Annotated in this window: 23 protein-coding genes and 1 other annotated feature; of the genes, 4 read left to right on the top strand and 19 right to left on the bottom strand. The window is 47.2% G+C overall.

The window, feature by feature from the left end:
* Nucleotides 1-308: 308 nt before the first annotated feature.
* Nucleotides 309-1,064, bottom strand: coding sequence for an SDR family NAD(P)-dependent oxidoreductase (locus tag ACFTRD_RS09875; protein WP_379379277.1), 756 nt, complete (start codon nucleotides 1,062-1,064; stop codon nucleotides 309-311).
* Nucleotides 1,065-1,529: 465 nt separating this feature from the next.
* On the opposite strand from ACFTRD_RS09875, the gene ACFTRD_RS09870 reads away from it, so the two are divergent.
* Complete coding sequence (locus ACFTRD_RS09870; protein ID WP_379379275.1) at nucleotides 1,530-2,498, top strand: bile acid:sodium symporter family protein; 969 nt, start codon at nucleotides 1,530-1,532, stop codon at nucleotides 2,496-2,498.
* Between the two features lie 75 nt (nucleotides 2,499-2,573).
* On the opposite strand, the gene ACFTRD_RS09865 is transcribed toward ACFTRD_RS09870, so the two are convergent.
* From ACFTRD_RS09865 to ACFTRD_RS09820, 10 genes are all read right to left on the bottom strand, one after another.
* Complete coding sequence (locus ACFTRD_RS09865) at nucleotides 2,574-3,590, bottom strand: sugar kinase (RefSeq protein WP_379379273.1); 1,017 nt, start codon at nucleotides 3,588-3,590, stop codon at nucleotides 2,574-2,576.
* Nucleotides 3,583-4,335 carry a 2-dehydro-3-deoxy-phosphogluconate aldolase gene (dagF, locus tag ACFTRD_RS09860; protein WP_379379271.1) on the bottom strand — a complete coding sequence of 251 codons (753 nt, stop codon included), beginning with the start codon at nucleotides 4,333-4,335 and terminating at the stop codon, nucleotides 3,583-3,585. The genes ACFTRD_RS09865 and dagF overlap by 8 nt, the downstream gene beginning before the upstream one ends.
* Nucleotides 4,328-5,380 carry a DgaE family pyridoxal phosphate-dependent ammonia lyase gene (locus ACFTRD_RS09855; RefSeq protein ID WP_379381270.1) on the bottom strand — a complete coding sequence of 351 codons (1,053 nt, stop codon included), beginning with the start codon at nucleotides 5,378-5,380 and terminating at the stop codon, nucleotides 4,328-4,330. The genes dagF and ACFTRD_RS09855 overlap by 8 nt, the downstream gene beginning before the upstream one ends.
* Nucleotides 5,381-5,417: 37 nt before the next feature.
* The gene (locus ACFTRD_RS09850; protein WP_379379269.1) at nucleotides 5,418-6,521 is read right to left on the bottom strand and encodes an amidohydrolase/deacetylase family metallohydrolase; all 1,104 of its coding nucleotides are present in this window, start codon (nucleotides 6,519-6,521) and stop codon (nucleotides 5,418-5,420) included.
* Nucleotides 6,522-6,712: 191 nt separating this feature from the next.
* Nucleotides 6,713-7,798: an aspartate-semialdehyde dehydrogenase gene (asd, locus tag ACFTRD_RS09845; protein ID WP_379379267.1), complete on the bottom strand. Its 1,086-nt coding sequence runs from the start codon at nucleotides 7,796-7,798 to the stop codon at nucleotides 6,713-6,715.
* A 118-nt stretch (nucleotides 7,799-7,916) separates the two neighbouring features.
* Nucleotides 7,917-8,197, bottom strand: a binding site (T-box leader).
* A 191-nt stretch (nucleotides 8,198-8,388) separates the two neighbouring features.
* Nucleotides 8,389-9,234, bottom strand: coding sequence for a class I SAM-dependent methyltransferase (locus ACFTRD_RS09840; protein WP_379379266.1), 846 nt, complete (start codon nucleotides 9,232-9,234; stop codon nucleotides 8,389-8,391).
* 150 nt (nucleotides 9,235-9,384) lie between these two features.
* Nucleotides 9,385-10,257 (bottom strand): UTP--glucose-1-phosphate uridylyltransferase GalU, encoded by an 873-nt coding sequence (gene galU / locus ACFTRD_RS09835; protein ID WP_379379264.1) that lies wholly within the window; start codon nucleotides 10,255-10,257, stop codon nucleotides 9,385-9,387.
* A gap of 57 nt (nucleotides 10,258-10,314) precedes the next feature.
* Nucleotides 10,315-10,707, bottom strand: a complete 393-nt coding sequence (locus ACFTRD_RS09830) for a GtrA family protein (RefSeq protein WP_379379262.1) — start codon at nucleotides 10,705-10,707, stop codon at nucleotides 10,315-10,317.
* Nucleotides 10,700-11,686 carry a glycosyltransferase family 2 protein gene (locus tag ACFTRD_RS09825; RefSeq protein WP_379379260.1) on the bottom strand — a complete coding sequence of 329 codons (987 nt, stop codon included), beginning with the start codon at nucleotides 11,684-11,686 and terminating at the stop codon, nucleotides 10,700-10,702. Before ACFTRD_RS09825 ends, ACFTRD_RS09830 begins: the two co-directional genes overlap by 8 nt.
* A gap of 33 nt (nucleotides 11,687-11,719) precedes the next feature.
* Complete coding sequence (locus ACFTRD_RS09820; RefSeq protein ID WP_379381268.1) at nucleotides 11,720-13,951, bottom strand: ArnT family glycosyltransferase; 2,232 nt, start codon at nucleotides 13,949-13,951, stop codon at nucleotides 11,720-11,722.
* Nucleotides 13,952-14,177: 226 nt separating this feature from the next.
* Here ACFTRD_RS09820 and ACFTRD_RS09815 point away from each other — a divergent pair, with 226 nt between their 5' ends.
* Nucleotides 14,178-14,861 (top strand): response regulator transcription factor, encoded by a 684-nt coding sequence (locus tag ACFTRD_RS09815; RefSeq protein ID WP_379379258.1) that lies wholly within the window; start codon nucleotides 14,178-14,180, stop codon nucleotides 14,859-14,861.
* Complete coding sequence (locus tag ACFTRD_RS09810; protein WP_379379256.1) at nucleotides 14,861-16,393, top strand: sensor histidine kinase; 1,533 nt, start codon at nucleotides 14,861-14,863, stop codon at nucleotides 16,391-16,393. Before ACFTRD_RS09815 ends, ACFTRD_RS09810 begins: the two co-directional genes overlap by 1 nt.
* Before the next feature lie 150 nt (nucleotides 16,394-16,543).
* On the opposite strand, the gene ACFTRD_RS09805 is transcribed toward ACFTRD_RS09810, so the two are convergent.
* The 5 genes from ACFTRD_RS09805 to ACFTRD_RS09785 all read right to left on the bottom strand — a co-directional run bounded on the left by ACFTRD_RS09805 (nucleotide 16,544) and on the right by ACFTRD_RS09785 (nucleotide 21,024).
* Complete coding sequence (locus ACFTRD_RS09805) at nucleotides 16,544-17,119, bottom strand: GNAT family N-acetyltransferase (protein WP_379379254.1); 576 nt, start codon at nucleotides 17,117-17,119, stop codon at nucleotides 16,544-16,546.
* Between the two features lie 160 nt (nucleotides 17,120-17,279).
* Entirely contained in the window at nucleotides 17,280-17,855 is a 576-nt protein-coding gene (locus tag ACFTRD_RS09800) for a GNAT family N-acetyltransferase (protein WP_379379252.1), read from the bottom strand.
* Between the two features lie 168 nt (nucleotides 17,856-18,023).
* Nucleotides 18,024-18,323: a hypothetical protein gene (locus ACFTRD_RS09795; RefSeq protein WP_379379250.1), complete on the bottom strand. Its 300-nt coding sequence runs from the start codon at nucleotides 18,321-18,323 to the stop codon at nucleotides 18,024-18,026.
* 98 nt (nucleotides 18,324-18,421) lie between these two features.
* Complete coding sequence (locus ACFTRD_RS09790) at nucleotides 18,422-20,176, bottom strand: ATP-binding cassette domain-containing protein (protein WP_379379248.1); 1,755 nt, start codon at nucleotides 20,174-20,176, stop codon at nucleotides 18,422-18,424.
* Nucleotides 20,161-21,024: an ATP-binding cassette domain-containing protein gene (locus ACFTRD_RS09785; protein ID WP_379379246.1), complete on the bottom strand. Its 864-nt coding sequence runs from the start codon at nucleotides 21,022-21,024 to the stop codon at nucleotides 20,161-20,163. The genes ACFTRD_RS09790 and ACFTRD_RS09785 overlap by 16 nt, the downstream gene beginning before the upstream one ends.
* 112 nt (nucleotides 21,025-21,136) lie before the next feature.
* Here ACFTRD_RS09785 and ACFTRD_RS09780 point away from each other — a divergent pair, with 112 nt between their 5' ends.
* On the top strand, nucleotides 21,137-21,727 hold the full coding sequence (locus ACFTRD_RS09780; protein WP_379379244.1) for a biotin transporter BioY: 591 nt from the start codon (nucleotides 21,137-21,139) through the stop codon (nucleotides 21,725-21,727).
* A 159-nt stretch (nucleotides 21,728-21,886) separates the two neighbouring features.
* Here ACFTRD_RS09780 and ACFTRD_RS09775 read toward each other — a convergent pair whose 3' ends face one another.
* From ACFTRD_RS09775 to ACFTRD_RS09765, 3 genes are all read right to left on the bottom strand, one after another.
* Nucleotides 21,887-23,776 carry a beta-glucoside-specific PTS transporter subunit IIABC gene (locus ACFTRD_RS09775; RefSeq protein WP_379379242.1) on the bottom strand — a complete coding sequence of 630 codons (1,890 nt, stop codon included), beginning with the start codon at nucleotides 23,774-23,776 and terminating at the stop codon, nucleotides 21,887-21,889.
* A 215-nt stretch (nucleotides 23,777-23,991) separates the two neighbouring features.
* Nucleotides 23,992-24,822 carry a BglG family transcription antiterminator LicT gene (gene licT, locus ACFTRD_RS09770; RefSeq protein WP_379381266.1) on the bottom strand — a complete coding sequence of 277 codons (831 nt, stop codon included), beginning with the start codon at nucleotides 24,820-24,822 and terminating at the stop codon, nucleotides 23,992-23,994.
* 285 nt (nucleotides 24,823-25,107) lie between these two features.
* Entirely contained in the window at nucleotides 25,108-26,550 is a 1,443-nt protein-coding gene (locus tag ACFTRD_RS09765; RefSeq protein ID WP_379379240.1) for a 6-phospho-beta-glucosidase, read from the bottom strand.
* Nucleotides 26,551-26,661 lie beyond the last annotated feature (111 nt).

Genomic DNA, 26,661 nt, shown 5'->3' with positions numbered 1-26,661 from the left:
AATTACAAGTTCATAGTGATGCGTTATGCGCTACAAAAACGTGCTCCCAATGTCACTACAAAGAAGAGAGCTATAGCTCTCTCGGTGTGCGGATTGTCTATGACACCACAAAATGATAAAATACGCACGCCTGCTTATTGTATCATGATCTCTGAATTACCGGGATGACTATATAGAATTATTTTCATAATGATTCCTTTACTTATAGCAGAAACAAAAAACGGTGCAGAACGATTGATTCGTTTGCACCGTTTTTCTTTATTTTCTCGGACATAAATCCCTTACATGAATTCCTGACTATACTCTTCTTATTTCGTTTTGAAGCTGAGGAAACCATCGTCTACGGCAACCGTTGTACCGTTCACTGCACTTGCAGCGTCACTAAACAGGAAGGTAACCACACTTGCTACTTTCTCCGGTTGAATAAGCTCTCCGCGCATATGTTGGGTTGCAAGTGCATCCTTCATTGCTCTGTCATTACCCAAAATCGGTGTCTCAATAAAGCCTGGCGCTACACCGACCACACGAATACCATGTTCAGCAAGTTCCAACGCACCGGATTTGGACATCATTACAACTGCTGCCTTGGCTGCATTATAGTTAAAGCTCCCCACAGCGGCAATACTGCCGTAGATCGATGCCGTATTTACAATGGTGCCCTGTACATTTAATTCAACCATTTTTTTGGCACCATAATACATGCCGTAATATACACTATGCTGGTCTACATCAATGACTCTGTGATAGGATTCCGGGTCCATCTCCAGAAATGGCTTAACGAGTCCAATACCCGCGTTGTTAAAAATCCCGTTCAATGTTCCGTATTTCTCTACAGTCCAGTCAATAAGGGCTTTGATCTCGTCTCCTTTGGACACGTCGACTTTATAAGCTCCGGCTGTGCCACCAGCTGCTTCAATCTCAGAGGCTAGCTTCTTGGCTCCCTCTTCGTTATAGTCTGCAACAACAATCGTTGCGCCTTGCGCCGAAAGCTGAAGCGCTGTTTCTTTACCGATACCACTCGCTCCGCCCGTAATAATAATTACTTTACCATTTTGTTCAGACATCACACACAGGTCTCCTTTGATAAGAACATATTTTTAAAATTAAAGTGAGCAACTATATTTTTTTCTATTAATAATCAATTAAACTTATTACCCCTTTGTCAAACAATGGGAAATCATTGCTTCTATATGCGAAAATTGTCATATCACACACACAAATCCACTACATAGTCTTGCTAGTATGAAGGTAAATATTCATCCAGCTCAAATTCGGGGATCTATCAATCGTTAGGAAATGAAAGGAATATGAGAACATGAAAAAAGACGATAACCGCAAGTGATCAAAACCACTTCGGTATAACGACCTTTTATGGGGATGGAGCCGCTATTTCTTCAGAAGCTAACCTTGTTAAACTTTAATTTGTTTCGTTCCAAGCCCGCTCAGCCAGCTTTATTGCAAATGGATCTGCACTCATCATTATTAACATGTATAATAAAGGAATCATACGGTAAAGGGATGTCATGAATATGCTTCAGGCTTTAAATGTACGCTTGAACCGCATCATGCCACTGATTACTCCAATCAGCATTATTATAGGCGTTCTTTGCGGGAGTCTTCTCTCTTCTTATACCTTTTTGTCGCCCTGGCTGTTTGCGTTCATGACGTTTGCCGGAAGTATCAGTCTCGGGATACGGGATTTTGTGAACGTGCTGAAGAAGCCTTTCCCACTGTTTGTATGTCTGTTTATTTTGCATCTGGCGATGCCACTGATTGCTCTGGGTATGGGTCACCTGGTCTTTCCAACAGATGCCTATACGATAACGGGCCTAGTTCTGGCAGCCGTGATTCCAACAGGTGTGAGCAGCTTTATCTGGGTCAGTATCTACCGGGGCAATATTGCTCTGACGCTCTCGATCATACTGATTGACACGATGCTCGCTCCTTTTGTTGTACCCGGCGTATTATCCTTGTTGATAGGCACTAGTGTATCGCTGGATATAGTAGCCATGATGAGCAGTTTGTTCTGGATGATCGTTGTACCCTCCTTGCTTGGGATGCTTTTGAATGAATGGACCAAAGGTGCCATTGTCCCGGTCTGGGGACCTAGACTGAATCCGTTCTCCAAATTGTTCATGGCAGCGGTTGTCGCAATTAATGGCTCTGTGGTTGCTCCATATTTGGCTGACTTTAACTGGCAGTTGGCTGGTTTGGCAGCCATCATTATTTTTCTGGCCTCCTTCGGGTATGCTCTGAGTTATTTCATTGCCCGAATACTCGGGTGGAATGAAGCGGATCAGGTCGCACTTGTGTTCAACGGTGGCATGCGCAATATTAGTGCTGGAGCGGTGCTTGCTGTATCGTATTTCCCTCCACCGGTTGCCGTACCGGTTGTACTCGGCATGGTGTTTCAGCAGATGCTGGCCTCGCTTGCAGGATACCTGCTTGGGCGCCGCTCGCAGAGTCTTCACAATGCCGATAAGACGTCTGCGGCCTAGTACAACATAAGCAAATGAAAAACGCCGACATTATTGTCGGCGCTTTTTGTTTCACATTGATATCAATCTCTGCATTTACCTTGTTACATCACGCGCTGTGCAGTTCCTCGCCTGGATAACATCCCCCACGGTAGCCATTGGCGTATCGCCAGCTACTGTGTGTGCCAGCATTCCGGCTGTTACAGCAAAAGAGATCGTCTCTGTTGGCAACATACCCTCCAGTTCACCATACATAATACCGCTCGCAAACGCATCCCCCGCGCCAATCCGGTCATAAACCGAAAAGGTCAGCGGCTCGGAAAACTCGAATGCCCCCTGCTTGAATATATAGCCCTGAAGGCAGTGGCGATTATCGCTGTATATGGTACGATGTGTTCCCGCTAGGGTACGCACGGCATAACGTTCAGCAACCATGGGAATCAGCTCAGCCAGCTGCTCCTCCCTTTGTACTTTGTCCGTATTTAACCCCAGAATATGAAGGGCATCCCGTTCATTCATCAGGACGATATCGGACAAATGCATCATTTCCTCATAATGCGGCTTTGCCATAGCATAACCTGGATCACCCCATAGAGTAGGACGATAATTGCAATCAAAAACAACCGTGCCTCCTTGCTCTTTTACCTCCTGTGCCAGACTTTTCATCGCCAGTCTCACCGAATTATTCATCGCCAGCGTGATTCCGCAAAAATGGATAGCGTCCATTCCTGATGCAATTTCCGCATAAGAATATGTACCTTCGGACGCCATATTAAAACTGCTCTCCAGTCGGTTGGAATAGGTTACTCGTCCGGGTCTGGCCCCATAACCATTCTCAAGAAAATACATCCCGATATACTGCCCTCCCCGAAGCACAAACTCAGTGCTCAGGCCAAGTCCGCGCAAGTAGGATTCGGCGGCATCACCCAGGGGATTGATTGGAAGCCTCGACACCAACAGGCCTGCGTATCCGTAACGTGTCATCGCCGACACGACATTAACCCCGCTGCCTGAGAAGGAGTATTTAAGCCGATTGCTCTGAATTAACAGATCATGCCCGGGAACTTCAAGTCGCATCATGACTTCGCCAAAAGCCCCTACGCGTTTAACCATATTGTTTCGCCAGCTTTTTCATCGATGCGTATAACATCTGTACATCACTTACAATGGTCCGGCCCTCCTGATCAATAATGGAGGAATAGACATGTGGGATAACCTGAGGAACCCCCGCTTCCAGTGCGATTTTGAGAATGACTTCAAAGTTATCCATATCTATGCCACCGGTAGGCTCCAGCGCAAAATCCGCTTCTGCACACGCTTTCGCTACCGCTCGCAGTTCCTCTTCCCGCTTCAGACCCTGCATCGGAAAATACTTCAACGCATTACCACCCATATCCCGCACCAATGCGATAGCTGCGTGTACAGGCACCACGGCAAGCTCGGATTGGGCAGCGCTCACTGGACCCGTGGAAATATTGACAAAGCCCGGCTGACCTGTCGGGGAGACGAGACTGTTAATCCAGCTTTCCCGGTCTCCAAGATTCGCCCGTGTCGCGCCGACTGCCGGAAATACCTGATTGATATGACTACCCGGAAAATATTTGACGATTTCGGCGACAACAGCAGCCTGTCGGTTGTCGCCAGCGCCCAGTCCAATCGAAACGGCATTATCAATCTCCCGGCCATAGGCTTTCATCGCTTCAACTGCTTCGGACACGGTGGTATAATCCTTGGACAACACGCCAACCAGAACATGCCCCTCGGCCGCATCAAAAACCTCTTTTGCATTCCTAATATCCTTGGCGAGCACATTTAAAGCCACCCGATGATTATAAAATCGTTTTGCGATCTCAGACATTGCCGTTTCCTCCTGTCAGCTTCCGAATTTGTTCTTCAATGACCTGTATGTCATCCCCCATCAGCGGGCGGGGATCAATATCAAAATAACCCTGTCTTACGCCATAGTCCCGCGTATAAATCGCGATTGGACCGGACTTCAGCTCTTCAGTAAGCTGTTTGGCACTGATCCCCGCCTTCGTTTCGTCGACCTGGATGCGCCCCCTGTAAATCGCCCGGCCCGCTTCGTCCTGGACAATCGATACCTGAATCCCGGCAATCTGATTGAGAGACATTAACACTTGCAACGAAGCCTTTTCCTGTTCACTACGGTCTGCTTTGACTGCGTATTCATCCAAAGCCTGAAGCAGGCCAAACGTCGTCTCTTTGCCAACCTTCATGCTGCGACCAATCCCGTGAAGCTGGACCTTCAACCATTGAATATAGGTTCGTTTGCCTGCCACAATGCCTGAGGTTGGGCCTTCGATGGCCTTGGAACCGCTATAGATGGCCAGATCCGAATACTTCACATATTTGTGCAGGTCCTCTTCCGCAGCCGCATCAACAATGAGCGGCACTTCGCACTTCTGGGCGACATGCCAAGCTTCCTCCACGGAAATCATGTTTTTCTGTACCGCATGATGGGATTTGACATACAGAATGGCAGCCGTTTTATCGGTAACCGCATCTGCAATGTCTTCAGCCTGGCCCTCATTGGCATATCCGGCTTCGATCAGCTTCCCTCCACCAAGGTACACCATTGTCTCAACGGGGGCACCGTACTGCACATTGTGGCCTTTAAGCATAATGATTTCATTGTTGTGGATGACTTCCTGGTGCAGCTTCAGACTTGCGTGCCGGTTGCCCTTCGTTACCATGGCAGCTACGGCGAGTGCGATGCCGCTTGAGGCGGAATTGACAACAACTGCGGCTTCGGCACCGATTAGTCGGGACACATAATCCCCTGATTTGTCTACAAGGTCTGCTATTTCCACATAGCTCTGCCCGCCTTGCTTCATCGCGTCCATGACTGTGTCTGTCGGTGCCGATACGCCGAGGATGCTCATTCGGCCGCTCGCGTTGATAACACGTTTCAGTCCATATTTAACATTCAATGAATCTGTCACCCACAATCGCTCCTTTTACTTCAATTTGACGACTGGCTATCTTGCTTACTCCCTCGGAGTCCAGAAGACTTACAGGCTTGTCTACTACTTGAAAAAGAGTCAAATTGGCCTCATCACCTGTCTGAATTCTCCCCAACTGTGGCCTTCCCAGCCACGCTGCTGCGCGAACGGTAACCCGCTCTATCGTCTCGCTCAACGAGTAGCCAAGCGCCAGAAACTTGCTTAACAGATTAGCCATGCTGTAGACCGGGCCGTTCAGACGATTGCCCCTGTAAATATCTGTGCTGATCGTATCCGGGTCAATGCCATGTTTCTTGGCAGCTTCTGCAACCTGAAATGAAAAACTCGCTGTCCCGTGTCCCACATCCAAATGAACACCACGCCGTATCGCATCGTTCAATACGTCCAGGGGCACGCCTCCTGCACCAAACAGATTATTGCTTTTTCCATTTAAGTAGTGGGTTACCACATCACCACCACGCAAGAGCGGCATCACCTCACGAATATCCGGTGGGGCTGATCCAATGTGAACCATAAGCGGTAGACCTGTTTCCTGCGACAGCTCTCTTGCCTTATACAGCGGCTGCAGTCTACTTTTGCCGACCACACTCCCACTGATTCTCGCTTTTAATCCCACGATGAACTCAGGATATGCCCGCACAGCCTGTAACACCTTGTCCCGATCGATCCAGTCCAGATTCGTTAATTCATCAGTACGCAGTAATCCGAGGCGAGAAATGTTCAAAAAGGCAAACAGCCGGGTATCCGCCTTTTGAGCAATCTTGGTCAGATCGTCGATCCGGTCAGCCCCGCAGCTTCCTGCGTCCACAACAGTAGTAACGCCCTGCTTTGCCCCGATTTCATCCACATCATCCCCGTAAGGATTGAACTCCGGAAAAGCATGCACATGCATGTCGATCCATCCGCTGGATACGTAAGCTCCAGGCCATTCCCACATCCGCTCTCCGGTTGCCGTTCCACCAGGAGCGATCTTTACAATCCTGCCTTTATGGATTACTATATCTACCGCTTCACCGCTGCTTGTAAGACGGACTCGACGCAATACCAGTTGGCCGTCCATCACAATCCCCTTCCTCTTCTGGAATATTGGAATTCCCGTGTTCCTGTTTCACATGTATTGACATAAAAATACCCCTCTGTTCAACAAAAATAAATTCATCTTCCCAGATGTCTTTTTACTCTTGTCTACTAAAAGGGGTAACCTGCTAATCTTATTCTTTTACTATTATTCCTGTTGCCGAAGCGTCATGTTTATTTCGGTTGAATATATCCTTCAGCTTTGAGCAATTCAGCGATCAGAACAGCACCGCCTGCTGCTCCGCGCAGTGTGTTGTGGGACAGTCCGACAAACTTGTAATCATACAGGGAGTCTTCGCGCAGTCTGCCCGTTGAAACGCCCATACCACGCTCGATGTCACGATCCAGCTTCGTTTGTGGTCTGTTCTCTTCTTCAAAATACGTAATGAACTGTTTCGGCGCGCTTGGCAGACCCAGTTCTTGTGGACGACCTTTGAATTGCAACCAACGGTCCAGAATTTCTTCTTTGGATGGTTTTTTCTCAAAGGATACAAATACGGTCGCCAGGTGACCATCCGTTACCGGAACACGAATACATTGTGTTGTAATTAATGGTGAGGACGCTTTTACAATCTCATTATTTTGAATGCTTCCCCAGATACGCAGCGGCTCCTGTTCACTTTTCTCTTCCTCGCCACCGATGTATGGAATCACGTTATCCAGCATTTCCGGCCAGTCGGTAAAGTTTTTACCTGCTCCAGAGATCGCTTGGTATGTGGAAGCGACTACTTGAGTTGGATTGAACTCGCGCAACGCGTGGAGTGCAGGCACATAACTCTGAATCGAGCAGTTTGGTTTAACTGCGATGAATCCGGTTTTCGTTCCAAGACGTTTGCGTTGAGCTTCAATCACGTCGAGATGTCCTGGGTTAATTTCTGGAATGACCATAGGTACATCCGCTGTCCAGCGATGAGCCGAGTTGTTGGAAACAACCGGAGTTCCCGTTTTGGCATAAGCCTCTTCGAGCGCTTGAATTTCATTCTTTTTCATATCTACAGCACAGAATATAAAATCAACCTGGCTCGCAAAAGCTTCCACTTGGGAAGCATCCTGCACAAAGATATTTTTCACCGCTTCAGGAATTGGAACAGCGAGCTTCCATCTACCATGAACAGATTCTTCATATGTTTTGCCTGCCGAATTGGCACTTGCTGAAATTGCCGTTACTTCAAACCATGGGTGTTCATTGAGCAGATCTACAAAGCGCTGACCTACCATCCCCGTTCCTCCAACGATACCGACTTTCAATTTTGCTGACATACAATCATCATTTCCTTTCGGTGTGAGTTTCCTCTAATTAAACACTATTCAGGCATTTCCAAAGCGTGTAGCCAACATCCCGGAAAAAACCAAAAAATCCCATCTCCAAGACAAAAGTCTCAGGGACGAGATTGTTACACTCGTGGTACCACCCAGATTCGCCAATATGTCGCCATATCAGCCTCTTCGAGTTAAGGATAACCGCACGCACTCAATCATGCCGCATCCGCATATACTCTCGCTCTGTAACAGGAGCTCCTGTCACACCATCCCTTAATGCTAAGTTCCGATGTGCTGCTCTGAGTCTTTATTCAATAAAAGATTCTTTACTCCTTTTCAGCTGCCGGAGCTCTCTTTGAAAGAATGAATTTTATCTACTCGTCTCTTCGTCGCATTTGATATTGCGATTATAATATCAAAATTACCATCGTGAAGTAAACACATTTTTTTAGATCATGGAATTTATACGTTTTCAGCGGAGCTGAACAATTCAATTATCGCAAGAAAAACTTCAGCTAAACGCGGTCTGTCTTCTGTGAAAGTACGTCGATAGACGTTTTTCTTATAAATTGCTGCGAATGGCTATTTCTTTACTGCTTTTTGCCAACAATCGCATACGTTCCCAGTGGACTCACAGGCCCCGAAGCATAATGTGTCCTAAGTAATTTCAGTTCAGAAAGAAGGAGTGTTTTTACTTTGTCCGGGATCGGAAGCAGTTGCAGTTCCACAGCCGCTTCTGCCAGTGTCATTTTCGTTTCCCAGTGACCGTCCTGCAGCTCGGGAGAATGGATAGAAACCTCTTCCTTAATCGTCCAGCCCGCCGCAGAGACAAGCTCTTGGATATCCTCCGGAGTAAAGAGTGTGCGCACATTGGAGAAGCTGTTCTCCTTGTAACATTCGATCTGGGACTGAATCAGAACGGATAACCAATGCGAGAGCTGGCTCACATCTGTAACTCGTGCATCCCATTCGGCGAAACATAGCTGATGTCCCCACGTCCTAACCTTGCTAAGAATCTGGGCAAGTTCGTCAAATGATCTCAGGTACCACGAACAATGGGAAAGTACAATCACATCAAACTCATTCTCTCCGAATTGGGCCTGATCACTTAGAATATCGAAATCATATTCCATTCGAATTCGATCACCCAGCGGAGATTTCCGCAGCTTGGCCGCCGCTTCACCTACGGTCAGCGGTGCACCATAATCCTCTGGTGCAATATCTACACCATGAACGTACCCATGCTCCCCTACCAGATGTGCAAGCACAGCCGTTGTATCTCCCTGACCACATCCGATTTCCAGAACGCGGCTGCCTTCCTTGATTCCCCATAAGAGTCCCAGTTTCAACCGATGCTCGGTCTGAATGTATTGAATGGCGGCGTTATCCTCCACATCCATATACTGAATAAGATCCTTTATGACAGATTCATGCATATGATTCCTCACCCCTCAAAGAGCAACTTGAACTTCAAGCTCATTGTAGCGTGACAGGAAGCATTGTACAATGCTGGAGTCTATGCCAGAACCATTGCACGGAGAAGCCCCGTCCTATAGCAGATCTAAACCTCTGCTATATATCAATCCCTATGCCCATTGGGTTGCAAGCTTCTGAAGATATGGAGTCAGCATGGGCTGCAATTCTTTACGCATCAGTCCAATCTCCAGGATCGCCTGAATATATCCGAACTGATCACCAATATCGTAGCGGCGACCTTCCAGTTCAAGAGCCAGCAGATCTTCCACCTGGCTTACTTTTTTCAGCGCATCCGTTAGCTGATATTCTCCTCCAGCCCCTCTCTCGATTCGATCCAGAATGGGAAAGATGGACGGTTTCAGAATGTAACGTCCCATCACGGCTGTTCGGGAGGGCGCTTCTGCAATGGAAGGTTTTTCTACCAAATGGGTAATCCGTTGAACCCGATCCACTGCTCCCTTGGAGTCGATAATCCCGTATTTACTCACGTCAGTCGCCTGTACATGCCGCACGCCAACAATCTGGCTGCCTGTCTTTTCATATAAATGAATCATCTGTGCAAGTGCTGGCGGATCGGACACTATAATATCATCCCCAAGCAGTACGGCGAACGGATCATCTCCCACAAACTGACGTGCACATCCAATCGCATGCCCCAATCCCAGCGGTTCTTTTTGTCGGATAAAATGAATACTGGCCATTTCGCTGATCGCCTGCACCTCTTCCAATAAAGACTGTTTGCCCTTCGCATATAAAGTATGTTCAAGTTCAACTGATTTATCAAAATGGTCCTCTATGGATTTTTTATTGCGTCCAGTCACAATGAGGATATTCTCAATGCCTGACTGTACTGCTTCTTCAACAATATATTGGATAGCCGGTTTATCCACGATTGGTAACATCTCTTTCGGCTGTGCTTTGGTTGCTGGCAGGAAACGGGTTCCGAGACCCGCTGCCGGAATAACTGCTTTTTTAATTCGCATTTCATCATACAATCCTTTCCTTTGCTTCTTATAACCCATATTGCACGCTGTGGGCAGCTAAGTTGCTATACGAAACACCCAATATTGGCTGGCCATATAGTTCAGAACCATCCCCATCAAGGTCGCCAGGATCTTACTCATCACAAGACTCCAACCCAGCATGTCGTGCAAAGTCATCAGAATCAGCGCGGATAACGCAAGAACGACGAGATTGGTGATTAGAAAACGAATAAGTTTGGCTCTATCGTCGCTCCCTCGCGCCGCATCTCGAAAAGTCCACCTGCCATTCAGCCAATAACTGTTCGTAACGCCGCTGCTGTACGAGATTACTTGCGCTATCAGAACCGGCACACCGATCACAGCGAGTATTGCAAATACCACCGCATCCACTGCCGTATTCGCAACACCCACAATACCGAACTTGAAAAGTGTTACCAGACGTTTAGTCATGATGAGCAACTCGAGCTGTCAATCGGGATTGCGCTTGCTGGCCCTCGGCTTGGACCACATCTCTCACAATATATAGCGGACGCGCCTTGGTCTCATCATAGATTCTGCCAACGTACTCGCCCAGAATGCCCAGCATGATCAGAATGAATCCGTTAAACATCAGCATGATACTCACAATGGATGGCCATCCTTTAATCGTTGAATCCGTAAAGATGGCTGAACCAATAACCGTTAACATGTAGATGAATCCGCCTACCGAAAGGATCGCACCTACATAACCTGCAAGTTTGAGTGGTTTATACGAAAATGAAGTAATGCCATCCAGGCTTAGCTTCAGCATGCGCTTCAGCGGATATTTTGTTTCGCCTGCCAGACGTTCATCACGTTCATATTCAATAGCAGTCTGACGAAATCCAACCCAACTGACCAATCCGCGCACGAACCGATTTTTCTCCGGAAGACGTTTCATCTCATCACATACTTTGCGGTCAATCAGGCGAAAATCTCCGGTATCTACCGGGATATCCGTATCCGTTGAGGCACGAAGTAGGCGATAGAACAGACTGGCCGACCATTTCTTGAAGCGAGTTTCCCCACTTCGTCTAGTGCGACGGGCATACACGACTTCATAGCCCTCTTTCCACTTCGCGATCATATCGAGAATCAGTTCGGGAGGGTCCTGAAGATCCGCATCAATAATAACGACCGCATCCCCCACTGCATAATCCATACCCGCTGTTATCGCAATCTGATGTCCGAAGTTACGGGCAAAATCAATCAGTTTCACACTCTCGTCCCAACGGGCGTAATCACGGATCATCTGTGCGCTTCGATCCACGCTGCCATCATTGACAAACAACAGTTCATAGCTCTCTCCTGTGCTGCCCATGACCTTTTTCAGACGCCGATAGGTCTCCTCAATTACCGCTTCTTCGTTATACATCGGAATGATAATGCTGTAACGGCACTTTTGAGCCATCTTCGTTCCCTCCCTTATACCATTTGATCACGCTTATAATTTCACTTCATATAAAGTGGTTTGACCGCCGAAACCGGAACCGCTGTCCGTACCCGTCTTCCACTCTGACGTTGGAATTTCGGTACCATGCTCCTTGATCCAGTCACCAATATCAGAACTTCCACCTCGGCCGCCCATGCCACCTACCATGAAGTATTTCACTTGTCCACTCTTCACAAGTTGTTCCAGTTTTTCCGTGGTATACACCGGATCTGAGCCCGAGAACCCGCCAAGCGTAATGACTGCTTCATTTTCATCGATGATATATGGGGCTGCCTGGTTATAGTCCGTCGTTGCGAAGAGATAGGTTTCACCTGTGTTATGCTCTCTCAGATAATTCAGTGTTGTGGTGTCCACTTCTTCGTTGCGGTTTCCTGCTCCACCTCGACCACCCATTGTAGGCATTCCTCCGCCGCCATTCATGTTGCTTCCTGTACTCGGAGGAGTACCCATACCCGCATTGTTCGAGTACGCTTCATCGGATGATGGGAAATTCGGATCGGTGTCAGTGTCATCTGATGCATTTGAGGGAGTCATACCCATTCCGCCACCATTGCGATCCCCTTGTCGATCCCCCATAGCCATACCCATTCCGCCGAACATCTCATTGGAACCTGTTGTAGGTCCAGCCGCCGGAATCATGCTGTTACCTCCATATGTGATAGGTGTGAATGACCAATAGATTGGACCGATCAGCATGACCATAAAACCCGCGATAATCACGCCCTGCTTCCATGGGTGTGAACGATTAAGCATCACAATCAGAATAACGGTAATCAGAATGCCTGCGATCAATTCACTTATGGACCACCCTGCCCCGATGGTGTCGTTATACACCTGCATGGTATACCAGCCGAAGATGGTCGTAAACAGTACGGATAACGGTAGCAGCCAGGCTTGCCAGCCATTACGTTCACGATAAGCCGTCCACATGACTGTAAATCCTGCTCCGGTTAATGCCGCTACTGGAGGTGCGAGCATAATCAGATAATATTGATGGAAGAAGCCTGCCACACTGAAGAAAGCAGCCACCGGGAGCAGCCAGGCCAACCAGAACAACGCTTCCTTATGCTTATCAGTTATGTTTCTACGTCTTAACCCTGCAAAAATGGCAATGCAGCCAAGCAATACAATCGGCAAAAGCCAACTGGCCTGACCGGAAAGTTCGGTCTGGAATAACCGCAGAGGGCCTTTTTCCCCTGTGCCAAACATGCCGCCCATTCCGCCGCCATTACCGGCTCCGAAATCCCTTCCATTAGGCATCTCGCCACCGTTTGGCATCGGGCCGCCCGGAAAAGTCATTCCGTTCATGCCACTCATTCCACCATTGCCCGGTGGATTGCCTGTGGGAGCCGAGCCGCTGCCAGACTGATCGGTTCCTGATCCCTGTGAAGTGGCGCTGCCACGTCCATTGCCTTCATCCGAAGCGCTTGGCATGCCTGCGTTGGCTGATCTGTTCTGTTGACCCGTGAGACGGGATAGACCGTTATATCCAAAAGCCAGCTCCAGCACCGAATTCGTTTCACTGCTGCCGATATATGGCCTCTCATCTGTCGGTATAGAATCCACGGTGACTGCCCAGGATAAGGAAACAACGCCCAGCACTGCCGTACTTCCGATCAGCAAGAAGATTTTTCTTCTCCACTTGGCGTTGAATGCCAGCAGATAGAACAAGTAGAACGCCGGAAGAATCATGTAGGCTTGCAGCATTTTCATATTAAAAGCAAGTCCAATGAGAGCAAAGGCAACCAAGATTCGCCACGTACTTCCTTGCTTGCTTCCCTTGAACAAAAACCATGAACCCAGCAGCAGGGTGAATATCAGCATGCTGTCAATATTGTTGGTACGGCTGACCGCAGCCACTACGGGTACGGTTGCCATCGCAAGTGCCGAGATTCGCGCCGCGCCAAGTTCAAATGTAGGCTTGACCATAAAATAAATCAGCAGCACCGAACCGATCCCAGCTAACGCTTGCGGTAAAATAACACTCCAGCCATGCAATCCAAAAACGTAAGCAAAAGCGGTTTGAATCCAGAAGACAACTGGTGGTTTGTCTACGGTTACCGAACCAGCCGAGTCGAGTGATGCGTAGAAAAAGTTATGGAAATTTCTCAGCATGCTCCCAACGGCAGTCGTATAATAGGAATTGGCATATTGATCGTTCCAGATGCCATACCCGTTCAGAAATGCCGCCAGTAAAACAATCGGCAGAAGGACCAGATCCATCCTTCGTTTGGCGTTATTCAATCTCAATCACTCCTTCAAGTTCTTCATGTCTACTATTGTGACAGGCCAAAGTAAAACTGGGATGAGTGCCCGCTGAATGTTGCCTGAGGATAACGTGGAAACTTTTCAGCTGATTTTCAGTTTGGCAAGCGATAATACAGCATATAGACCTCTAGAATGGAGGGTATGTAATAGATATCGATCCAACAGGGAGGAACGCCTGCTTATGAAGCTGAGTACTGGCATTAAAATACTTTTGGCAGATGATGAACCACATATTTTGCAATTTTTGGAGCTTGGACTAAGCAATGAAGGCTTTGATGTACGTACAGCCCCGGATGGAGCCGCTGCGCTTGAATTGGCACTCGATTTCCGTCCACATATGGCCATTCTGGATGTCATGATGCCGGAGATGGACGGGTTTGAGGTGGTTGAGCGTCTGCGCAAGAGCGGGGCTCAGGTCGGGGTGATTATGCTGACAGCCAAAGATGAAGTCGAGAATCGCGTAAAGGGCCTATGGCTTGGTGCTGACGATTACATGATTAAACCCTTTGCATTCGACGAACTGCTTGCACGGATTCAGGCAAGGCTCCGTAATCAGTTTCCTTTATTAATAGGGGCGGTGACTCATGGTGCATTCCGTATCGATGATCAACGCAAAGAGATTACTTATCACGATCAGATTCTGGAGTTATCTCCAACCGAATATGAACTTTTAAAATTCATTGTGCTCAATCATGGCATTGTCCTGAGTAAAGCGACCATTCTGAACCGTGTGTGGGGATACGATTTTGGTGGAGAAGAGAACATTGTGGAGGTGTACGTTCGCTCCTTGCGTGACAAACTGGGGGATAAAGAGCATAAACTCATTCGTACACTTCGAGGTGTCGGATACAGGGTGGATCTCTGATGGTTTCTTTATCAAAGAAAGATAAGCGTCCTTGGACATGGCTGCATCGATTGATCTCACCACGTTCGCTGCGCTCTCAATTACTCGCGCGCTCGCTGTTCATTTTGGCTGCTCTGCTCTTGTTAATTGGTTTTCTTCAATTCTGGATTATGGAGAGCTTTCTGTATCGGAATCAGGCGAAAACCATGGAAGAACAGTTGATGTCCATGCCCCCTGTGTGGCTTGGACCGTCCTCGCGTAGTGGCGGTGGTGCGACAAATAATCCTTTTGGCGGGCAATCTGGATCGGATCCAAGAGGATCCGGCAATCGTTTCTTGTATATTCCTGATCGTTCACTGGCCCTATTTGATAACCAAAGTGGCTTCGAGGATATCTTTGGGGAAGACGGTCTGACCGCTCCTCGCTTGACGTCGGCAGAATATCAGAACATTACGGAACAGATAAACGACAAACAACATGTTCCATACCGGATTGTAACGGATAGTGAAGGCAATGAGCAGCTCATCGTCTTCTCCTCTCCTGGACCACGCAATCGGGGATTACCAATGGTGCAGATGGGCACGCCTACGAAACCGCTAAAAGATCTGATCGTGAAACAGCTTCTGATCTTCCTGATGTTATCCCTACTGGCCATGGTTGCTGGACTCGTTCTGTATACCAAGGCACTTCGCCGGACACTGATTCCCTTGTCCAGCATGGTAGATACAGTGCAACGGATCGATGCGGGCAGTCTGGCCGAACGCCTTCCAGCGGTCCAGGGTCAACAGGAAGTGGATCAACTGGCGCTTTCATTTAACGGCATGCTCGAAAGGCTGGAAGATTCGTTTGAAGCAGAGCGGGAGTCGAAGGAGCAGATGCAGCGTTTTCTGTCCGATGCTTCCCATGAGCTGCGTACCCCTCTTACCTCCATTCACGGATTTATTGAGGTGCTCAAGCGCGGCGCAGCGTCCAACAGCGAGCAATTATATAGCGCTTTGAACAGCATGTATGGTGAATCTATGCGAATTAATAAACTTGTAGAGGATCTGCTGATGCTTACCAAGCTGGACCAGGCGCCTCAGCAAGAGCAGGAAGTTATCCAACTGGGCAGTCTGCTGCTCGAAATGCAGCCACAGCTTGTCATGATGGCTCAGGAAAGACAGGTTCATCTCGACCTGACCGCTGAAGTCCATGTTATGGCTGATGCTCACAAATTGAAACAGGTTGTTCTCAATCTGTTCCATAATGCAGTACAGCACACCGATTCGGATCGCGGAACCATCAGTGTCACGTTGTACGCGGTTCAACATAAAGCCGAATTAACCGTTAAAGATAACGGCTCAGGGATTGAATCGGAACATCTGCCTCACATTTTTGAACGTTTCTATCGGACAAGCTCTTCCCGTTCGAGAAAACAAGGGGGCGCAGGTCTAGGCCTTGCCATCACCCGTTCGATTGTAGAATCGTATGGCGGGAAAATTACAGTACGCAGCCAAGTAGGAGCAGGAACTGAATTTACCATCATACTTCCCTTGATAAAGAGTGAAGCCTAAGCTGAACGAGGCGTGCAAGACCCAGCTTTTCGTTTTATTGCGGCTCTTATCACATGACAAATAACCCTTTCATTTCTGCGGAGAAATGGGAAGGGTTATTTGTTTAGCAACGAAATGGTGTATCGTTACAAAGTGCATTTGTATCGAGGGTTATCGTTGTTGCTTCAACAGTTGGTAATGGTTGTACGGTTCATTCTCGATTTCGATCAAACTCAGCCATTCAAAATGGCATTTCTGTATTACCTTATTGGATGCCTGATTCGTTAATAAAGCGATGGCATTTAACACTTCAACGTTTGTATTTTCAAATAAATACTGTGTTATTCCTTGTACTGCCTGCGTTGTAAAGCCACGGTTCCTGAAGTGTTTCGAAATGCCGTACATAATCTCCCGATTGGGAGCTGACAGCTCCTCCTTGATTCCCGAGCAGCACCATCCTATGAACTCATCGTTCTCTTTGAGCACTATAGCCAAACGTAAATAGAGGTCTCCAATGCCCCCTCCCGCCAAAACAGCTTGTTTAAAATTCTGATTCTCAGGGATTTCGTATTGAGTGAGCCAGAGAGCTCTCTCTTCGGCCGTAGCATTCCATCCAGGCAAAAATTCGTAAACCTCGGGTTGCCACGTGATTTCCTGCAATTTCTCCAAATCCTCAGGTCGATACTCGCGCAAATAAATATCTTTGCAATCAATGATTAATTCATCACTTTGTATGGTTTGTTTCATAATGCCTCCTAGTGTACACCTAATTAAACTAACATTGGCAGACCATCAACAAATTCCTGTCAATTGGCAGGCAAACCCAGTATGTCTCAATACCACTCACGTGCTTTTTCAATGTCACGAACAGGAATAAACACCGTACCGATTTGATTTAAAATAGGACTCATGCAAGTCCCTCTTTATCGATAAATTCCTCTTTGGTTAACCCGAACAGGATCAGATCCTGGTATTTTCCATCGGTATAAATCACCTGACGACGCACGCCTTCCTGCACACACCCAAGCTTTCTCATCATGGCTGCGGAGGGTTCATTGCCTTCGAGAACAGAATCATTGAATTTATGAAGCCGGCGCTCAAAAAAGGCATATTTCAGCAAGATTCGAATGGCTCTCGTCCCGTATCCTTTTCCACGATGGTCCCTGTCAATTTGAATTCCAATGCTAAAGGTACCGTTCCTCTCATCGATGCTGTTCAGATTGACGCCCCCGACATTCTCACCATCCATATTTTCAATTGTGAACATGATCCGTCCTCTGTCCAGAGAAAAATCGGAAAAGGCTTCCGTAAATTTCTTCGCATCAGCATTCGTAGGTGGCAGCTCTACTGCACATTCCAGTAAACGACGAGCGGGTGTATCGAAGCGGTTATAATAATGATCCTCCCAATCTTCCTCACGCAAAGCACGCAATCTGACCTGATCATCCTGCCAAAAATAATGGCTATAGTTAATCTCTCTCATGCTGATATCCCCCGTTTGGCAATGAATTGCTCATTTTAATCTAGCTACGCCTATGATAACCCATATTGTGGAATTTGAGGAGATTTGTTTTCATAAACAACAAAAAAATAGCCCCCGGCAGGACGATCCTGCCGGAGGCTATCATCTATTTTATATAATACGTCAGTACTATTCTTCTTCCGGGTATTGAGGCTTGGTTACATTATTGGGGACCGTTTCATCGAAGACGTCCTGACCGGGATAATCCCGAACTTCACCTTCGTGCAGTTCATGATTTTCATAATCGAAACGGTGTGCAGTCCTTTGATCCACTCGCCATGGCGAGCTTTTGCCAAGAGATTCAGACATTAGAGATGAGCCGTAAGGACCCTCAGGGAACTCTTCGAGTGTGATATCATTTCGCTGCGACTCCACAGTCGACACATCGGTATATTCTCGTCTTTCTTCTTGCAAAAATTTATCCTTCATCGTTCGTCCCTCCATATCTGCTTCGTAGTGATCAAAGCATGTTTATTTTGAACGGAAATGAATGGATTTATGCATAGTCATTGGCTAAGGTTCATTCTTTAGTCTCTGATCCATATATAAAATACAAAAACAATAAGTCCAATTAGGCAAATCCACGTGTCTCGTTTGGACCATATCAATAAGGATGAGCGTGCTCCAAGCAGAGAGTCCTCTCTAACCTTACGCATTTCCATCGCAATCGTCATATCCTCCGCACGCTGAAACAGCGCCATGAGCAAGGGAATGACCATCGGACCCAGATCACGCACACGCACCGTATTCGGTCGTAATGCAGCTTTGCCGCGTGCCCGAACAATCAGCGAGAATCGCTGCCATTCACTCCAGATCATCGGGATAAAACGGAAGATTAACGACACCGCGAGTGCAAATGACGAGACGGGCAGCTTTATTTTTTGTCCGACGCCGAGCACCCAATTCAGTCCCGCCACCATGCGACCATAAGGCGTGGTCAGTGAAAACCAAAGACTTGCCAATGTGACAATAAACAACCGGTATACATTCAGTAACGTCGCCTCCGCCTGCATCAAGGAAAATCCAAACTGTAGACCGCCCCCTTCTGTAGAAAGGGTCGTCCCCGACAGCGCGGTTGATATGAGAAAGAACAATACGAGCGGCTTCATTAATTTCAAGCATCCAATCAAAGCCTGACGTGGCAGCACAACGAGTGCCAAGATGACTGGCACCAACGTAAGGGATAGGCCCAACCAGTGGTGCTGAAGCATCGTGGCAGTCACGAGCAAAATGTATAAAACCCATTTCAGACGCGGGTCCATGGCCCCATACAAGCCTCTGCTTGATCCTGATTCAGCGTGGGCGTACATGATCTCTTGTGTGCCTTCTCCTTCCGAAGTGTCGGAGCTTGATAAGGCATGCTTTGCTTCATCTATTCTGAATTGTTCCTCATTACCAATAACATCAACCTTCTGTTCGAACGGCTCATGAATGGACTGAACTATGCTTTCAGCCATTTCTTCCGGGGTCAACGCAGTAAAAGACAAATGAATCCCCGCCGCCGCAAATTGTTGTGCCAGTTGCATAGAAGGTGGCAGACCAATTCCGGCAAGTTCCAGCAGATCTGGCCTTGTATGAAGTTCCCGTGGCGTGAGATCAGCAACTAGACTTCCCTCCTGCAACAAAAGAACCCGATCTGCATGTGGTAAAAATGTGTCCAGGTCGTGTGTAGCCACAATAGCTCCCTCACCTGCAGTTCGATGCTGATTCAATGCATCTAGCAGCATGATCACACTTTGTGCTTCCAATCCGGCGCTAGGTTCATCGAGCAACAGCCATGAAGGCTGCGTAGCCGTTCCCAGGGCAAGCCCCAGTCTTCTCCGTTCTCCCCCACTTAGTGCAAAGGGTGATCTGTCCGAATGGAATCGTTCTTCCTCTCCCTGACCAGCTGGGGAGTCCCAGCGGGTCAGCGCTTCGGAAATCTGTTTTTTCTTTTGTTCATCCGGTAGACGATATGGACGCAGAGAATAAGCAAATTCACGCCCAATACTTCGGGCGAACAGCTGTTGCTCCGGGAATTGAAAGACCAACCCCATCTGCAACAGAATGGACTGTGGCACTTTCCCGTTCTGCCAGAAAGGCTCTCCGTCCAGCTTGAGGCTACCCGCATCTGGAGGTTTTAAGCCAGCGATCGTTTGCAGCAGTGTGGTTTTGCCTGATCCTGTGCAGCCCAACAATAAAGTAATTTCTCCACGGTTCAGTTGGACAGTGATATCTTGAAGCAGCGCTCTTTTGTCAGGTTGTGATGAAACTATTCCTACATGTTCTAATTCGATTGCCAAAGGGCTACCTCCTTAACCAACTGCTCTGGTCGCAGAGGTGTCGCATGTTGCAGCAGACCTTTCCGTTTTAGAAGTAGAGCCGTCTGCACTGTAAAAGGTGGAGCAAGCCCAAGCTGTTCGCAGGGTGATGGTTGTTGTGCTTCTTTTCCAGCGTCAGCCGTCGTCTCTTCCTTATCTCTTCCATAAAAGAAAGCCGCAGGCGCTCCATCGTAAACACAGCGTCCCTGTTCCATGGCAATAATTCGATCGCACAGGGTAGCTTCCTCCAAATGATGCGTAATCCAGATTACCGCCGTCCCTTGCTGGACAATGGTTTGAACTACCGCTTCCATTCGATCTCTAGCTCCCGGATCAAGCATGGCCGTAGACTCGTCCAGAATGAGTACGTCCGGTTGGGCAGCCAGCGCGACCGCCATATTAAGGAGCTGTTTCTGTCCTCCCGACAACTGAGATATTACTGTCTCTGGCGGGTGTTCAAGACCTACCATATGTAAAGCTTGCTCTCTCCGTCGTAAGTGCTCATCCGAAGATTCCAGCAACGAAGCTAAGGCAAAATGAAATTCCTCTTCAATGGTATCTCCAAGTACCTGTGCATCAGGCTGCTGAAGAACTCCCCGAACAACCAGTTCTGACGAAGCCTGCCTTTCTCCGCCGGATAGCGGAGTGAATCCAATCAGCAACCCGGCCAGCGTACTTTTGCCGCTTCCATTGGCTCCCACAACACTTATCCATTCCCCGGGAATCACTTTCAGTGAAACCCCATCCACTGCCTTACGAACACGTCCTGACTCGGATGCATAATGAACACGGACATGTTCTAGTTGAATCAAAGGTATAACGTCTTGCATCGCAAATTGGTCCTTTCCCTTTTGAATCTTTTGTGGTACGATCCAAATCGTTAACCACATCCGTTTAATCGGTTAACAATAAGATTACCAAAATTGAAAGGAATGTTCAAACATGAAATTATCTTTGCGAGGTATTGTATTTAGCGCACTTATGGCAGCTATACTAGTTCTTTTTGGTTACATAAGTATTCCCATTGGTTTCTCTCCTGTGCCGATTACACTGCAAACTCTTGCGGTTATGCTGGCAGGCGGACTGCTTGGCCCATTATATGGTTTTCTAAGTATCGCTCTGGTCGTCATCCTGACTGCAATTGGCTTCCCACTTCTGCATGGCGCAGGCGGACTTGCCGTACTCCTTGGGCCTACCGGGGGATATGTTATGATGTGGCCCTTCTCGGCATTACTCATTGGGCTATTACTCAGCAGAATCAAACTGAACGGATTCGTTGGTTATTTCCTGGCTTTTATCGTTTTTGAGGTGTTTGGTTCATTGTTGATCTATGTTTCGGGCGTGCCCTGGTTGGCCTATGCTTACAAAATGTCGTTACCCGAAGCCATGATACAAGGGTTCTATCCCTATATCATCGGAGATCTGATCAAAGCCTTGTTTGCTGCAATTATTATCGCACCTGTTCGCATGGTCTTCCCTCCACAGCGACTGACAGGCAACATGAACTCAACGGTTGTGCGAGCAGATTCCTGATCAGCCCTTGCAACAAATTAAAGTTATCCTGAACTAAATCAACCTGAATACAGCGATGGAAACTGAAAAAAGCCGGGTCCGCATAAACAGAAAATATTCTGTTCCACGCTGGACACGGCTTCTGCTTATAGAAATGCTAAACCACACTTATGCAGATCTTTAATTTTGTTCCTGTCCCTTTCCACCATACAGGGTCAGTAACGGTTCTTCAACTCGCACTTGTCCCGTAATCAAAGGAACCACATCCTCATAGTTCGCAGAATTCGTTACAATGATCGGGGTTACCGTATGATAACCAGCGGCCTTGATTGCAGCGATATCGAATTCCAGCAGTAAATCTCCTGCTTTAACCCGATCACCTTCCTGAATGTGTGACGTAAAGTGCTGACCATCGAGCTTAACGGTATCCACCCCGACATGAACCAAAATCTCAGCCCCCGTATCCGATACAACAGCCAGGGCATGTTTCTTTTTGAATGCCACGGTAATGGTACCGTCAAAAGGAGCAACGACACGGCCGACTGCCGGCTCGATGGCAATCCCTTTACCCATCGCTCCGGATGAAAATGCCGGATCTGGTACCTCAGTCAGTTCAACAATGGTCCCCTCAATCGGGCTAAGAACTTCTTGATCCACGGAATCCGCTGTTCTTACTGATGAATTGGTGGATTCCATGCTTTTTTCTTGTTCTTCTTCTTCAACCGGATCTTTGAATCCCATAATGTACGTCAATGCAGCCGAAACAACAAAGGATACGCAGATCCCAAGGATCAGTCCAGGGAAGCCCTCTCCACCTGGTCCATAGAAGATCGGCAAAGTTAGTAGTCCTGGAGCGCCCGAAGCGAATGCCTGAGTACCCGCTTGACCAATGATGGCCCCGCCAACAGCACCACCGATAACGCCTGCGATGAATGGACGTTTGAGTGGTAGAGTGACACCATAGATGGCTGGTTCGGTAATCCCGAACAAGGCTGTCAATGTCGATGAACCCGCCAGCGTTTTCAGCTTTTTATTTTTGGTTTTCAGCATAACGCCGAATGCAGCTCCGGTCTGTGCGAAGATGGAAGCCGTCGCAGCCGGTTTGACGCCATCGCGTCCATATACAGCAACGTTATTGATAAATACGGGAATGAGTCCCCAGTGAATTCCGAAAATAACGAGCAGCTGCCAGCTTGCACCCATAACAGCTCCGGCCAACAGCGGACTGAATCCGAAGGCAGCCACGAGACCTGATGCTATGGCATTACCTACATATACGCCGAATGGACCGAATACGAGCAAAGTAAGAGGTACCATAATGACCAGCAAAAATAATGGAGTGACAAAATTTTTCACACTTTCGTGAAGAACCTTATTGAAGAATTTCTCCAATTTGCTCATGACGATAACTGCCAGAATAATAGGGATAACGGTAGATGAATAATTCATCAAAATCACCGGGATACCGAAGAAATCGGTTGGCGTTCCCTCCGCCTTCAGCGTAACGATGGACGGATATATTAATGCACCGGCAATCGTCATTGCCACAAACATATTACCCTTGAATTTGCGAGCGGTTGTAACCGCTAACAGCAAAGGCAGGAAATAAAACAGACTGTCTGCTGCTGCAAATAAGATTTTATATGTGGTTTCCGTCGTTTCGAGCCAGCCGACATTGCTTGCAATGAGCAGCAAACCTTTCAGGATACCGGCTCCGGCCATAACCCCTAAGAGCGGTGCAAAAATACTGGATATTACATCAATTATGCCGCCTATACCTTTCGCAGACTTACTCGGCTTTTCCTTTTCGGAAGAATCATCCAAAATGTTGCTGATCTGACCAATCGCACTGTAAACTTCAGGCACCTTATTGCCAACGACTACCTGGAACTGTCCCCCATTTTCCTTCACTGCGATAATTCCTTCTGTCTTTTCCAGCTTGGCTTTGTCTGCCTTTGCATCATCCTTTAATACAAAACGCAAACGTGTTGCGCAATGTACCAGTGATACCACATTCTTTTCGCCGCCGACCAGCTCGACGATCTCTTTTGCGAGTTTTTCCTGACTCATGATGTGCACCCCCATTTTGACTAAAACAGGCACCTTACCGATTTTTTTGGACGCAAAAAACCTAAGCCTTGAGCAAGTATTGGACACATCGGCCCTTACTTTCTCATGACTTAGGTTTTGCCTGCATAACCAGTAACAATCCCAGTTAAATCGTATTCAATTCCTGTTAATCTCATATTATAATAATTCAACCAAATATGTCAACAATTTATTTACTACCTATTAACGACTCGTTCAATGTGGACGGTCAGGTATAATTTCTCTTCATTGGTAAGCTGATGGTTATATTCCTTGTTGACGAACATTTCGATTTTTTCCGTACATGCGGCTGCTTCCGGGTGCTTCTCTTTGATCATGTCATAAAAGTGGTCATAGTTGTTGTCATAATGTGTCCCGCTTAATACCCTCTGGGAGAAGAATTTCAGATGCGTAATGAAGCGAAAATAACTGAGAGACTCTTCATCGAATTCCATCTTGAAGTGATATTTCGCTATATTAATAATCTGCTGAATAAACTTCGTGATGTTCATCGTTGTGATGACTTCTTCATTCATCTCCGCATTGACAATATGCAGGGCAATATACGCGGCTTCATCCGGTGGAAGCTCAATATCCAGCCTGGATTTGATCTGTTCCAGCGTTTTCAGACCCAGTCCGAACTCGGCCTTGTACAGCTGTTTGATTTCCCACATCAGTGCATTCTTGATCTCAACTCCTTCACGATACCGCTCGATCGCGAAGTTGATATGATCTGTTAAGGAAACGTAAATATTTTCATTCAGTTTACGACCCAGATTCTCTCTGGCGTAGGTAATAATTTCTTCCACAATTTCGATCAGTTCCATTGGTACTTCGCGCAGCAGCATCTTGAAATTGTCAGATGTCTGCTTGTTTTTAAGCGCAAATACTTTCTGGATGCGGGTCTCATCTACTTTATCCCCCGGCTTTTTCTTAAAGGCAATCCCACGCCCCATCACCACAAGCTCTGCTCCATCCGCCTGATAGATGCTAATGACGTTATTGTTGATAACCTTTGCTATTTTCACTTCAATCCCCCCGTCACGATCCACTCTCTTGGCAGTCATATATCGCCTTGTGGGCATACAAAAAAAACCTGAAGCATCACAAAATAAACAAGACATTTACGTCTGCTTTTTGATGCTTAGGTTTTGCCTACTTCAAGTAGTAACAATCCCAAAACGATATAATTGCGTCAAGTATAGCGCGAAGAGACTTACATGTCAACGCTTTCAATGAAAGAACGATCGGAAATTCCATGAAGAATGGTCCTTCCGATCATATGAGGGAAAACTCTCTCGTTAATGCCTTGCTTACGCTTCGCCTAAATGAGTACCATCCGATTCAATAACATTTTTATACCAATGGAAGCTCTTTTTCTTGATCCGCTTCAGGTCACCCTTACCTTCATTGTCACGGTCCACGTAGATATAACCATAACGTTTTCTCATCTCACCTGAAGAAGCGCTGACAATATCGATTGGTCCCCAGCTTGTATAACCGATAATGTCTACACCATCCTGCAGAGCTTCGCCCATCTCGACAACGTGACGTTTCAAATAATCGATTCGGTAGTCATCGTTAACCTCGCCCTCAGGTGTAACCTCATCATGGGCTCCAAATCCGTTCTCTACCACAAACAACGGTTTTTGGTATCGGTCATGTAATTGATTGGCTGTAATACGGATGCCTTTGGGATCAATCGTCCATCCCCACTCCGATTTTGCCAAATATGGATTGGCTACAGAACCAAACACGTTGCCACTCGTCATGTTTTTAACCACTTCAGGATCGGTGGACGTTGTTCGACTGGAATAATAACTAAATCCGATATAATCAACGGTATGGTTTTTCAGAATTTCTGCATCACCTGGCTGCATGGCAATGTTCAGTCCATGATCCTTGAAGAAACGTTTGGCATAGCCCGGGTACTCTCCACGCGACTGAACATCAATGAAGAAATAGGACTCCCTGTCTTTCTCCATGCCCTGGAACACATCTTCCGGATTACATGTGTACGGGTAGAAGCTGCCTGCCGCGAGCATACAGCCGATCATTGCGCCTGGAATCATCTCGTGACAGGCCTTAACCGCGAGAGCACTTGCCACCAATTGATGGTGTGCTGCCTGATACTGAATCTCCTTCACATTTTCACCATCCTTGAAGACAAGACCCGCGCCCAAGAATGGCAGATGCAGCAGCATGTTAATCTCGTTAAACGTCATCCAATATTTAACCTTGTCCTTATAACGGCCGAATACGGTTTTCGCGTACGTTTCAAACAGAGTCACTAACTCACGACTTCTCCAGCTGCCATATTTCTCAATCAGATTGACCGGTACATCGAAGTGAGCAAGTGTTACTACAGGCTCGATACCATGCTTCAATAGTTCATCGAATAATCGATCATAAAACTGCAAACCCGCTTCATTCGGCTGTGCATCTTCTCCTGTTGGGAAAATCCGCGCCCAGGCAATCGATACACGCAGCGCTTTGAATCCCATCTCGGCAAACAGAGCGATATCCTCGGCATAACGATGATAGAAATCAATCGCTTCATGCGAAGGATAAAACTCGGTTTCCAGCGGGGTTAATGCAGGGACATTCCCCTTCATGATGCTTCTGCGATTCTCTCCTGTCGGCAGCAGGTCAACAATACTCAGCCCTTTGCCATCTTCCAGATAAGCACCCTCTGCCTGATTCGCAGCAATGGCTCCACCCCACAAAAAGTCTTTGGGAAACTTAAAATTAGTCATCCGTATTCTCCTTCCAAATAAATAATTCTGTTATCCGCTCCAATCGCAAGAAACATTAAAAGACAAAATATTTAAGTTGAATTACACATTTACATCATAAACGGAGAGGAC

This window comes from Paenibacillus sp. NPDC056933, from assembly GCF_042674385.1.
Taxonomy (GTDB): Bacteria; Bacillota; Bacilli; order Paenibacillales; family Paenibacillaceae; genus Paenibacillus.
The sequence above is the reverse complement of the archived record's forward strand: the minus strand, read 5'-3'. Positions and strand labels throughout refer to the sequence as shown.